Origin of the sequence: Chitinophaga ginsengisoli (assembly GCF_003014595.1) — a bacterium.
Lineage (GTDB): Bacteria > Bacteroidota > Bacteroidia > Chitinophagales > Chitinophagaceae > Chitinophaga > Chitinophaga ginsengisoli.
The window spans coordinates 111504-124956 of the sequence record NZ_PYGK01000006.1 but is presented as its reverse complement, the minus strand read 5'-3'; the positions used below and the strand labels follow the sequence as shown (position 1 = coordinate 124956).

The 13453-nt window shown below is 46.6% G+C and carries 8 protein-coding genes; 3 read left to right on the top strand and 5 right to left on the bottom strand.

Going from position 1 to position 13453, the window contains the following annotated elements; genetic code table 11:
- Nucleotides 1–166: 166 nt before the first annotated feature.
- The 3 genes from CLV42_RS16255 to CLV42_RS16245 form a co-directional block, all read right to left on the bottom strand.
- Nucleotides 167–2179 (bottom strand): flavin monoamine oxidase family protein, encoded by a 2013-nt coding sequence (locus tag CLV42_RS16255; RefSeq protein ID WP_106602978.1) that lies wholly within the window; start codon nucleotides 2177–2179, stop codon nucleotides 167–169.
- 43 nt (nucleotides 2180–2222) lie between these two features.
- A complete protein-coding gene (locus CLV42_RS16250) occupies nucleotides 2223–3941 on the bottom strand; it encodes an alpha-keto acid decarboxylase family protein (protein ID WP_106602977.1) in 1719 nt (572 codons plus the stop codon).
- Between the two features lie 320 nt (nucleotides 3942–4261).
- Nucleotides 4262–5290: a metallophosphoesterase gene (locus tag CLV42_RS16245; protein ID WP_106602976.1), complete on the bottom strand. Its 1029-nt coding sequence runs from the start codon at nucleotides 5288–5290 to the stop codon at nucleotides 4262–4264.
- Nucleotides 5291–5412: 122 nt separating this feature from the next.
- On the opposite strand from CLV42_RS16245, the gene CLV42_RS16240 reads away from it, so the two are divergent.
- Nucleotides 5413–6282 carry a TIGR02452 family protein gene (locus CLV42_RS16240; RefSeq protein ID WP_106602975.1) on the top strand — a complete coding sequence of 290 codons (870 nt, stop codon included), beginning with the start codon at nucleotides 5413–5415 and terminating at the stop codon, nucleotides 6280–6282.
- A gap of 379 nt (nucleotides 6283–6661) precedes the next feature.
- Nucleotides 6662–9064 (top strand): glycoside hydrolase family 2 protein, encoded by a 2403-nt coding sequence (locus tag CLV42_RS16235; RefSeq protein ID WP_106602974.1) that lies wholly within the window; start codon nucleotides 6662–6664, stop codon nucleotides 9062–9064.
- A gap of 214 nt (nucleotides 9065–9278) precedes the next feature.
- On the opposite strand, the gene CLV42_RS16230 is transcribed toward CLV42_RS16235, so the two are convergent.
- Together CLV42_RS16230 and CLV42_RS16225 are read right to left on the bottom strand one after the other, a co-directional pair.
- On the bottom strand, nucleotides 9279–9818 hold the full coding sequence (locus CLV42_RS16230) for a DUF1349 domain-containing protein (RefSeq protein ID WP_106603248.1): 540 nt from the start codon (nucleotides 9816–9818) through the stop codon (nucleotides 9279–9281).
- 441 nt (nucleotides 9819–10259) lie between these two features.
- Nucleotides 10260–11099: a DUF4846 domain-containing protein gene (locus CLV42_RS16225; protein WP_146154398.1), complete on the bottom strand. Its 840-nt coding sequence runs from the start codon at nucleotides 11097–11099 to the stop codon at nucleotides 10260–10262.
- A 250-nt stretch (nucleotides 11100–11349) separates the two neighbouring features.
- On the opposite strand from CLV42_RS16225, the gene CLV42_RS16220 reads away from it, so the two are divergent.
- Nucleotides 11350–13395 carry a metallophosphoesterase family protein gene (locus tag CLV42_RS16220; protein WP_170117535.1) on the top strand — a complete coding sequence of 682 codons (2046 nt, stop codon included), beginning with the start codon at nucleotides 11350–11352 and terminating at the stop codon, nucleotides 13393–13395.
- Nucleotides 13396–13453 lie beyond the last annotated feature (58 nt).

Below are 13453 nucleotides of genomic sequence, written 5' to 3'. Positions count from 1 at the left end.
TTCAACATTACAAATGTACGAAAAAAAAAGAATACGACAAGAAAAAGCATAAAGAAAAAGAGTGCCTGATAAATTCATTTATCACTTATAAAACGGACATAACATAGACTAATAAGAAAGCCCGTTGCACTCATCGCAACGGGCCTCTTTTCCTCATAAGCAAAACTTACTTACCACAAGGGCAAATAAACGGATAGTGTGTATTATCTATCAACGGCTCAACCCCAAAGAAATCGTTCAACACTGACTCGGCCGTGCAATACGCGCCTTCCACCCAGGCCTGATCATTCGAATACGCCTCTCCTACTATAAAGATATTCGCATCCGCTCCCGGGATCAGCTGTGAAGGTTTCCTGATCTTCTGCTGCACATCACAAACATCATAATGCGCTGCAAAGGCGTGGTAACCCGCATTAAACGGCGGTAGTGACCAGTCCATATACCTCGCTTCCAATGGCTCAGGAACAAAAGTATAATCTGATGCCGGACCAAAATGCACGGCTGCCAGCTGCTTACGCAGCATTTTTACCATGATGTCTGGCACTGTACGCGGACCATCAAGCGTCTGTGTATCCTGTAAAGTCGGTATAGTACGTGCCTGATTCGGCCCCAGCTCCAATTCACGCCAGAAAGTAGTGAACTGCTCATCATCATAAGCGGCGAGTAAACCGTATACTTTCTCTCCACTTTGATCCAACGCATTGTTACCGAAATAAACTACCTGCCGGATAGGCATATCAGTAACACTTGGTCCGATAGTATTACGTTCTGCAGCAGCCAGCAATTGTTCTTCCTGTGGAACCGTCAACCGTGCCTGGATGGCATGCTCCACTGCCTTGATGAGATCAGTGGCAGCGGCAAAAGGTTCTTCCAGGATATTATTCTTCGGATCCTCTATCGCATTCAGATAGCCCTGCGGAAATCCTTGTTGCTGCAGATTATTGATAACATCTTGTGTTACTTCATAACCGTTGATCTGTGCAGGATAAATCGCCGCATTATCTCCGCTGTAATTATTTGCCCACCATGGCTCTTTAAAGAACATACCCACTTTATAGGAAGGCTGCAGCACAGCTGATTCCAGGTACAACTGTACCTGACTGTCATTCAGTACATCAGTGCCTTCATGATCTTCATAACGGGTGGCCTGCGCCACCAGTTCAACAGAAGCACGGGGCATTGCCATCCATGCAGCATCCGTGATAAAAGTGCCGTTCTTCTTATTAGGTTCAGAACGGGTGGCTGTCGTAAACCGTACCTTACCATCATCCGTTGCCAGAATGGAATGCAGACGTGTATTAGGCTGGTAATTAAAATTCACCCCTCGTTCTTTCGCCAACACCCATATAGCGTCAAATAAAGCATTGAACATGGTAGAATACCCTGTTTTCAGTGTGCGGTACTCTGTTCCCGGTGTAAACTCATTATTCGCATCGAAAGCTACGGCCGAGTTCCAGTTAATCACGTTGGAAGTATAACCATTACCATCATTCGTATAGCTATATCCTTCTGATCCCAGTTGATCAAACATCAGGTTCCAGTAACCAATATCGCTTAATCTATCTCCCTTCTTAAAAATAGAAGTATCCGGCAAATCCACCCTGATCACCCCATTCTGGTAAAAGTTACACCACTCTGCCCTGGTTGTCGGACCTGAATTAGCAGTAACTGCGAGGTTCTCTACCGTATTGAATCCCGTATCAGGAGAGTCTGAAGCTGCATAATGATCCGCATTGTACGGTGCAGGATTGCTGGATGTAATATCATTCAGGTACATGTTCTTTGCACGCAGATAGAACAGTGGATTGGTAGACTCGTTAAAGGGTACTGACAATGGCTTCAGACCGAGTTTTTCGATAACAGTTGTTACCAGCCGATGACCCCCACTTTTGCCATCGTTATTGCCATCCCAGTAGGAATAACGCATCCCTCCTACTTCCAGGTATGATTTATTCGGATCATCCTTATAATGCCACGTACACACACGTGCACCTGCCTCACGGGTACCCTGATTATCTTTATTGAAAGTATACTGACCCCAGTCGAATAGTTCCAGGGTATCGCCTGATTGCAGTTGTTTGGCTTTGCCGGATTCGCTGTTCGTCATGCTGTTGAGCAATCGCCATGCAGTATAAAGCCCGGCAGCGCCGGCGCCGAAAATAGAATAAGTCTTAGCCATAGATGTATGGTTTAATGTTGAGAGTGTAATTGATAGCTGGTTGTTATTCGAGGCCGAGGCGACGCATCTGCTGCGGAAGATCTTTTTCAGGGATCACCACTTCCACCAATGCAGGGACGCCAGTCAGGTTTTTGAGTTTCCCCAACACATCCACCAGTTCGTCTATCGTGGTAACGCGATAACCATCGGCGCCAAAGGCCCGCGCCAACGCCAGATAATCCCATTTAGGCAGGATGTCGAATGTATCAAACTTGTGCTGAGGACCAGCTTCAAAGGCGTCCATATTCACATACACCTGCTCTATCGCATATACGCCATTGCTCATCACGAAGATCACGGCGTTAAGCTTGTTCCGGGCAAGCGTAGACAAGGATTGACAAACCATCATAAAACCACCATCACCTGCTACCGTCCATGCGCGTTTACAACTACCCAGCTGTGCGCCGGATGCTGCCCCTGTTTCATACCCGATGATCTGCCAGGCTGCGGATGCCAGGAAACTGTTCTGCGCCAGACCATAGGCATTGGTGGCCACATACATGGCAGAGCTGATACCGAAAGTCCAGACGATATCTTTCAGCATATTATTATCGTTCAGGAACTTCATGGATTGCTGGAAGAAGCGGTTATAGGTGATCACCTGGGGCTGATCATTCCAGCGGGGATCAGAATTAGACGCCCAGGGCTCCGGATAAGGAGGTTGTGGTGGTGCCTTTACCGACAGCGGATAAGAGCTTCCCTGAGCCTTAAAACGGGCTATTAAGGCTTCCATGAAATCCTTCATGGTCACGTTCTCATAAATGAAATATCCTACCCTGATCACCTCAGTTGTAGCCAACACCATCTCTGCATACTTGTTCTCAATAAACCAGAGATAGTCGTCGGTGATAATAGTACCTAAGGTCAGGAAACAATCTGCTGCCGATACCAGGTCAAGCACACTTTGAATAGACGCCTGATCGGAATAGGTGCCGATGAACTTATCCCCTCCTTCATCCAGCACTGTTTTACCAAGACTGGTGGTGGTATACAGGAAACCGCTCGCATCGATGAGCTCCTGTAAAAGCGGCGACAGCCCATGACGTAACACTTCCACACCAGCAAAGATCAGGGGATTCTTTGCCTGCATAAGCTGTGTCCAGGCAGTGCTAACGGCATTCTCCAATGCGAGGGGATCACTTTTGGGGATAATGGGTTGCAATACAGTATTGGGTGGCGGCGGACAAGGTTCGCCCCATACTTCTTTGTAACATTCTATGAACACAGGTCGCTTGTGTGTCAGCGCTGCAATCAGGAGATTATCTATTTTCTCCGCAGCACCCACAGAGGTACTGAGCGTTTCACAGGCTACCGTTACCTGGTCATATACTTCCTGGTCAGCCGCCAGGTTGCCGGTAGAATGATGATACAACACATCATACATCTTGGTGATCTGACGGGCATCCGCACCCGGCGTTGCAGAGATAACAACAACGGGGCTACGTTCTACATAAGCACCTCCGATAGCATTCAGTGCAATGAAGGTACTTACTCCATATTGAAGAGAAACGGCAGCCAGTCCTCTGGTCCTGCCATATGCGTCGGCTGCATAGCCCGCATCCAGTTCGTTGATACAACCAATGGCATTCACACCGTCAAAGTACTCCAGCGCCTGGGTAAAGTGTTTAACATAGTCACCGGGTATCTGGAACACCTCTGTGACATTTAATTGTTTTAGTCGGGTTAAAAGATAATCCGCAACGGTAAAGGTGGTGTTTTGCATGAATTGTGGTTTATTAAATCATTTGAGGATGACTACAATACAGTAGGGTATGGCGATTACGCCGGACGCATAGCCCGGGTGTTAAACAATAAGATGTATTTCTTTACAATTAGTTGCGATTCTCAGTCAAAGCATGAGCACTGCATTACATCAATCTTAACAATCCTTATGATGTGATACAGCAATGTTGTGATGTCCGAATTTGTTGATGATATTAGAATTCGAGGTCTGGTTATGTTAAAGCAAAAAGGTTATCTGAGCACATCTTGTGCACTGAAATTAGAGCAATTTTATAAAAAAACAAAAACTTCGTTACGGGATTAGTTATTTCTTACAGGAATAGCTGCTACTCCCAACACCTTCGCCAGCTCCATCACTTTTGCCGGCGTGTTCAGGCTTTTCTCCAGGTCTTCTATCTTCAGATTATTTCCCTTACTCTTAAAGAGATATGTCTTGAAGACATACTGATTAGCTGCTTTGGAAAAGTCTGCACCGTGTGTGGATACCAGTTGGGCCACAAAGGCTGCCAGTGCTTCTATGATGACAGGATATAGTGCACAAAGTCCGGCCGACCAGCTTTCAATATCCGCCAGGAAAGCCTTTACTTCCGGCACCTCAATGTATGCCAGTTTATCCAGCTGTTTCCTGATCGTATCAAAAGGCATATGCTCCCAATCTTTCGCCCGCAGTACCGGGATCTGCCAGCTGGCCTGTTCTTCTTTCCAGTAATCCTTTTCCGCCTTTACCTGGTGTACGATAAAACCTGGTAGTTCTATTGCAGTAAGATATCCGCCATGACAGGCACCGGTATCAATACCAAATGTATTATTCTTCACTTCAGGAAGATCGCCGGTTACATGATGGCCGTAAATAACAGGCTTCACGCCCTGGTATTTGTTTACCCATTCTGCGGATGATCCATATTTCTTTTCCAGGTACTTATCACCGGCAGTCGATCCGGATAACACGTCCTCCCGCTGTTCCGCCAATGCACAATCATGCTCAAAAGCAGCATGTACAATAATTGCCTCGGCCGTTTCGTGATAATAACGAATACCCTCACACCATTCCAGGAATGCAGGATATTCATCGCCGAACTGCAGCTTTACGATCTCCTGGGCATAACTTAATACCCCGTTCAAATGCTTGCGCTCATGATTGCCCGCAAGCACGATGCTATTGGGCCTGTTCCGGAAATAATGATATACTTCTTTTGACTTTCCTCCCCTGTCAATGATATCGCCTACGGAAATCAACAGATCGTCCTCTTTTAGCCCGATTTGGGCGGTTAACCGGATTAACTCATCATAACAGCCATGGATATCTCCAATTACGAATGTGCGGCTCATATTGCGGTATTAGGTTTAGGGGAAAGCGAAATTACAAATTCCCGGTCCTTCAAAAAAAATTTGACTGTTTCCGAAAAAAACATTCACTTTGCGTCATAATAACACAAAGAAAACATACCCCTATGAACAAAAGTGCAAGAGTGGCAATCGCCTATGAAACACTGGACATTCTGGCAAACGGTCAGTACCAGAACCAACGGAGTGAAGTGGTCAATATCAGCAAAGACCTCAGCAATGCTGTAAAGAACACGATTCATTACAAACCCGAAGACTTTGAAAATGTATTCATTGCGAGAGACACCCAACTTAAAAATGTTGCTGCCGGCCAATGCCGCATTGAAGTAACTGCTGAAACTACCTTTGCTGCCGCCCGCAGACTGATAGCAACGGAAGGTGAAGAAAATGTATGCTGTCTCAATTTCGCCTCTGCTAAAAACCCCGGTGGTGGTTTCCTCGGTGGTGCACAGGCACAGGAAGAAAGCCTGGCAAGGGCCAGCGGCCTCTATCCTACATTAAAACAGCACCATGAAATGTACGATACGAACAGGGCATACAAAAGCCTGCTCTATACAGAACACATGATCTACTCGCCGTTAGTACCTGTGTTCAGGGATGATCATGACCGGTTGATAGATAACCACTATCTCGTATCCATCATCACATCACCCGCAGTTAACAGGGGAGCGCTGATGACCAACGAACCGGAAAGCCTTCCAAAGATTGAAAGCGTGATGCTCAACAGAATAGAGAATCTCCTGTCAGTAGCCGTCGTGAACAACCAAACCACACTGATACTCGGCGCCTGGGGCTGTGGTGTATTCAGAAACAATACAGAAGATGTCGCTGCATGGTTCGCTCATCATCTGTTGAAGAATGAGACTTTCAAAAATGCATTCAAACACATTGTTTTCGCCATCTATGATCCTTCAGAGAAAAAGAAAACAGCAGACGCATTCAAAAAACAGTTCGGCCATTTCAACCCAGTAGGTTAACCCACCGGAATATCGGCTATCAGCCAGGTATTCCGGTTTATCCATTATCCTTCCCCCTGCTACTTTCCACTCCTGCTATTTTTCCATTGAACCCTATAATGAGAACCCCATTGGCAAAAGGAACCCTGTGATGAAAGTAGCATGATTATCAATGAATTTCCATATCTTTATCCAGACAGCAGAAGACAAAGAAGTTAGCGACCAAAACAATCTCCATCCGAAGAAAGACGGCAACACGTTACCATTTTACCAATAAATACTTATTAGTGTGACACCTCGAAATGTAATCTTTTACCGATCATAACGTAATCGATTACGAGCGTCAAACAGCTTATTCCACAAAACAACAAATCAATTAATAACCAATCATTTAACAGCAATGAACCTGTCTAAGACTGCGAGTGTATGTTTTTTGAGTGCCCTGCTTGGTCAAGGCCTGATGGCGCAAACCAACTGGCAAGTCCAGCCTGCAACGATCAAGACACGTTGGGCGAAGGAAGTTTCCCCCACTAATGCTTTACCTGAGTATCCCCGTCCACAGATGGTCAGGGAGAACTGGCAAAACCTGAACGGACTATGGAACTATACCATTACTCCTAAAGATGCTGCCACGCCTTCCGGCTACCAGGGACAGATCCTCGTTCCCTACCCGCTGGAATCGGCCCTCTCAGGCGTTAAAAAGCCGTTACAACCATCCGAGAACCTCTGGTACAAACGCACCTTTACCAAACCTGTCCTGAAAGACGGCGAGCACCTGTTGCTGCATTTCGGCGCCGTTGACTGGCAAGCCACCGTATATGTGAATGGTAAAGAAACCGGTAGCCATAGCGGCGGGTACCAGGCCTTCTCCCAGGATATCACCAATGCCCTGAAAGACGGCGAAAACGAGATCGTAGTGAAGGTATTCGATCCTACCAGTGAAGGTATCGGCCCCCACGGCAAACAGGTACTGAATCCTGCTAATATCTACTACACCCCTACCTCCGGTATCTGGCAGACAGTATGGCTGGAAACAGTACCTGCTGATTATATCGCCGGACTGGACATAACACCGGATATCGACAAGGGTATCCTGAACGTAAAGATAAATGCCCCTGCCGGCACCAACGTTGAGCTCATTGCCAGCGATGCAGGTACAGAGGTCAGCAAGATAAAAGGCAAGGCCGGCACCCCCTTAAAACTGCCTGTAAAGAATGCGAAGCTGTGGTCTCCGGCGAATCCTTTCCTCTATGACCTGACCGTAAAACTCACCAAAGGCGGCAAAACCGTAGACCAGGTAAAGAGCTACTTCGGGATGCGTAAGATCGCCATCCAGAAAGATGAAAAAGGGGTAGACCGCATCTTCCTCAACAACCACGCTTACTTCAACCTCGGTACCTTAGACCAGGGTTTCTGGCCCGACGGTCTGTATACCGCTCCTACCGATAATGCGCTGAAATTCGACATAGAGGCCATCAAAGCCATGGGCTTTAACACCATCCGTAAACACATCAAAATAGAACCTGCACGCTGGTATTATCACGCCGACAAACTCGGTATACTGGTATGGCAGGATTTCGTGAACCCTAACCAGGGATTACCGGAAGGCGCTAAAGCAGAATACGAGAAAGAGACCAAAGAAACCCTCGAACAGCTGCACAATCACCCGGCCATCACCACCTGGGTGATCTTCAACGAGAAATGGGGCGCCTTCGATCAGCAGCGCATCACCGAATGGGTAAAAGCCACCGATCCTTCCCGTATCGTGAATGGACATTCCGGCGAAATGTTATATGTCAATGAACAACTCCGCAGCCCCTCTCCCAATGCATGGGTCAGCGCCGATATGACCGACGTTCACTCCTACCCTGACCCAATGAACGCTCCTGCGGAACCAGGTAAGGCAAGAGTACTCGGTGAATTCGGTGGTATCGGTGTATTCATTCCGGATCATCAATGGAATAGCAGCAGCGCATGGGGCTATATCCAGGAAAAAGCAGCAGGTCTTGCCACCAAGTATACCATCATGAATCAGCACCTGAAACTCCTGGAAGCAGAAGGACTCTCAGGTTCCATCTACACTCAGCCATTTGATGTGGAAGGAGAACAGAACGGCTTACTAACTTACGACCGTGAAGTGATCAAGATCCCATTTGAACAGATGCGTAAGATTCATTCACAACTGAATCCCGACCTGGGCACGATCCCTGAGGTAACAGCTAAAAATGCTGATCTCACTGATCCGGGTGAAGTCTACAGCAAAATGCTGCAGGACTATATCAATGGCCGCCGTGATCCAGATTTCCTGTTCAAAATGGCGATGATGGCACAGCAGGCCGGCGATAAGAACGGTGCAAACATGGCAGGTGGAGCATACATCACTACCTTACAAGCCCCTTATACACCTGAACAGCTGGCCCTCATTCTTCAGTTTACCTCCAGCACAAAAGACAAAGGCTTCGGCGTATTACAGGAACAATTACAATCCCAAAACGCCAAACTGGAAAAAAGACCTGTTACCGTTAAGCTGATGAATATCGTTTTCAGAGATGTGATCGACCCGGCACTGCAGAAAAGCGGAGATACCCCTGACTGGAATGCAATCGCCAACAGCGTAAAACCTTATGGCGAACCAGGCGAAGAGATCTTCCTGCGTGCGAAAACAGTGTATACATTCAACAAGCAGGATTGGACCAACTATGCTTCCGTAGCGAATACCTACCTGGAGAAATACGGTCAGAATATCCCTGAGCAGGAAAGGAACATGTTCCAACAGGCTATCAACAATAGCAAGAACCAATAGACATTAAGTTCGTCTGGAATCCGTTAGAGATTCGCTTGAGATAGCCTTATCCTCCCTTAATCTTCCCTTTAAAAGGGAGGATTAAGGGAGGATAAGGCTATCTCAAGCGAATCTCTAGCGAATCTCAATCGAATCTCTACTATATTCCGTACTAAAATAACTGAGGCTGCCTCCAAAGATGAGACAGCCTCAGTTACTTTAAAAGCTTACGTCACTATTCCACAGCCTTTACTTCAAAGTTCTCATACGTCACATCAAAAGACTGTTTACCCGGAGCAGCAGCCACTATACCGATTCCTGCCTTTACATTTGGCGGGAAGTACGCTAAACGCAGCATATCATATTTCACACCATCAAAGGAATATTTTATCTCCACATAATCACCTTTCCTTAAAAGCTTCAGCCAGATGGAAGCGGGACTATCATGTCTTGGCACTACTGACCAGTCAGATACCTCACGGGTCACGACAGCGCTGACGTTCTGCACACCATCTACGTATTCTATACCGGTTTTGATCCAGTTCTTTTCATCTATACGCACCATCAATCCAGCCTGATGAAATAGCTCTTTGTAATGACCGCTAATCTTAACACTGGCTTCGAAATTGCCGGTCACTTCCTTATAGTAGAAAGGACCATTATCGCGGATGAAACCATAATGCGTCACCCGCCAGAAATCCGTATTGGGTTCAATGGTGCAAGTCAGTTTTTTCTCATCACCTGACCACTTCTTGGGTTCGTTGTTCCACTTCATCTGATTATTTTGAGCATATAAAAATGTTGATGAAATAACAGCACTGAAAATTAATACTAAAGTTTTCATGAAATGTTTTATAGGTTATTTAATGTACCAGGTCTTGGGTTACTCCATTGCAAAGTATTCAAATTTACAATAAGTACAAAAGGAGATGTACCAACGTTTTGGTAATAACACTATAAATCATTTGAAACGCAATAGTAGTAGCGGTTTCAGGCAGGAATGCCGGGCCTTCGGCTCTTTGGGCATACGATTGATGCATCCAAATAGACAATCCCCCGTCTATACGATTGATAAAGTTTAATCACCATCCAATGCCCGGAGAGGCGCCGACCGGCATCCTACCTGAAACCGTGCAAACGCCACCCCTCAAACAAAAAACTGGCAAGCCACCGAAGTAGCTCACCAGCGTCGCATGGTATAGGGAATAGACAACCTTTATCTGAACCGCATCAACTCCTCCCACTTAAACACCCATTCAGGCGTAACCACCAGCTTACCTGCATCAACAGTATAATACCAGGGGAAAGGAGCATTCGCCGGATTCTTTAATATATGAATATCCTGCGCAGGCATATAACTCTGCGCCAATAGAAATACCTTCTGCCCTGTAGCGTTCACCGCCATATCCATTACCAGCACCGCATGCCCCGGAGAACCACCACGGATAAACACATCTCCGGCCCGTATATCCGATGGTGTAGGAACAGCTACAAGTTCTTTACTCAACGACAAAGTACCTGCATAAGAAAACACCGTCTGTAAATACTGATAAAAACAGTCCCTGCCCTGACAAGGCGTCGCAGTCAATTGCCGTTGCAAACGCCCCTGCTTCACGGGAAAACGGTAGCCTTTCATCCAGCTGCTGTAATCCATCAACGTTCCATCAGTAGCATGAAACGCTATCCGCGTATACTGTTGGGAAGTATACATATATTCTGCATATAACCGGATCACCGCATCCGCACATTGCTGAAGATCCTTCTTTCCCACAGCAACATCCAGCACCGCAAACTGCGCTGACTGATTCAGCTTTCTTTCGCCGTTATAGAGATAGACCGTATTATTTGTTTTTAAAGGCACTTTCCTCAACCACGCGCCAAACGAACCCACATCCTGTGATACTCGTTTATACCCCGCAGGTAACGGTATCTTCTCTACCGTGTCGTAGTGCACAGCAGGTCGCAGGTGCAGGCTCCTGGCTTCAAGATAGTGCCAGAACAGAAGGAACGCTCCGCTAACAAACATGACCGTAGAGGCCCATGGAAAGTACTTCAATTCGACAAATTTCTATAATGATGCAAGAAATAAAAAGATTCCATAAAGCGGTGTTAATTTTTTCCATAAATTTGTTCAGGCCACGCAGAAACTTCATCTTAACGTTGCCTTAGATGCATTGGTACCCACTACTTCCTGAGAACATATAGCCACACATCATTGAGATCTTATGAATAAGACCACCTTATTCGTACGGCTCCTTACGCACTTTTTCGATCGTAAACATTTAATCATTCCTAAAACCCGCTTTATGTCTCTGCAAAACTTTGTACGGGTACACAATGCCAATCTGTCCTTTTGGCAATCTGTCGTATCACAACGCGTACGCCAACAAATGGAGCTGACCGGCGCTAAGGTCAGCCACAACCTGCTACTCAAACATCCCGCAATCGCAGCCACTGCACAACACGTTAAATTAACGGCAAAAGGTACTCCTCCGGGACCCGACACATTAGACCTTACTGATCCCGACCAGCAGCGGGTATATCTCTCCCACCTGGCTTATGAAAAAGCCTTATGCCTGGTAGAAGGTGATATACAAAGAGCCGGCGCACTGGATACGGAATACCGCAAGTACAGCGACAAGGACATCATCGGTTTCGCCTCCTGTGTGGTTACTTTCGCGGAATACTGGGCGCAATATGGCGGCGTCTTCGCTTACAATGATTGGAAAGAATTGGGGGAAGACATCTCTACCTACAGCGTCATCAACGAAAATGATGGTGGCAACGGCTTCTCTCTTCCTTCGGATGCAAGAGTGGCCATCATCGGCGACTGGGGTACCGGACTCGCAGATGCACAGGCATTGCTGGTGGACATCATCCAACGGCATAATCCACATTGTATTATTCACCTCGGCGACATCTACTACTCCGGTACACCTGAAGAATGTGTCAACAATTTCTCCGCTATTATCAAGAACGCTTTTGACATCGCTGAAAAAGACCCTGTTCCTGTTTTCACTATTCCCGGCAACCATGACTACTACTCACTGGGATGGGGCTACTATAGCATGGTATATGGCTTGAACAGCGAGATCGGAACTGCTGCCTTTCAGGCGGCCAGCTACTTCTGTCTGCGTACAGAAGACGGCGGATGGCAACTCCTGGGAATGGATACCGGCTATAACGATAGTAACCCTGCCGATCAGGCGGACCCGCTCTATGCAGGCCCCTGGCTGCAACCAAATGAAATAGAATGGCACCAGGATAAACTGAACAACTTCGGAGGGGCTACCATCCTGCTTTCCCATCACCAGTTATTCTCCAGCAATTCCAAGATCAATGGCGCCCTGTCCGATTTCAGCGCACTGCCTTCACAGAACCCTTATCTCTACCAGACCTTCCTTCCCTATTTTCCAAAAATAGCGGCCTGGTTATGGGGACATGAACACAATTTTGTGATGTTTGAAAACGACCTGCTGGGACTCTCTAAAGGAAGGCTGCTGGGGTGCAGTGCATTCGAAGAACTGACTTCTTCCGACCCTTATGCCATCAACTATCCGGACATCAAGAACTTTATTGATCCGGAAACAGGCAATATGATTGAGCTCTCCACTAACGCCGATCTGAATGGTGTAACTTATTACAACCATGCCTACGCGATCATTGATTTCAGTGGCAGAACAAATCCTACCGATCCTGTTACAACCACTTATTACGAATATCCTTCCTGGGGAGATAATCCGCCGGACGATCCGGAAGCGACTCAATTGTACCAGGAACAGTATAGCCTTCCAGCTGCATCAGAAGTACAGGTGCCTTACAATACCGGCATCTACCTCCTTTCCCAGGATGGGCAGTTCATCGGACCGGAATATAAAGATTACCCCTATATGAGTAATGATACGCCCGTGATACTGCAATTCTATCCCCTCAACGCACAGGGCAATAACCTTTCTCACGGAGATACTTTACGTATCCTTACTACAGAAAGCAGCGTGGGCGATAAAAATCAGCTGGGCGCCTTTAGCAGAAAATCATTGTACTATGATAATGACAGCAATGATAAAACAGCATGGGTAGTCTACAAACGGGATACTTCCGAGGGAACAGATATTCATTATGGCGATGAAGTCTTTTTTGTCAATTTGGATTGGGATCAATGGATGCTGCCTTATGATAGTATCCTGTACAGTGTATTGTACCTGACCACCACCGAAAATGCTAACTATTACTGGAGCATCACATTGCCACAGAACAGCGCTTTGCAAGGCATTACGGCAACACCGAAGAAGACGCCTTATGAAAAGAAACACCTGCCTTTTACTGAGCAGGAAAAGAATGTTACTGTGTAAAACACAATAACATTATATAAAAAAGAAAAGAGACTGCCCATCCGTATGAGCAGTCTCT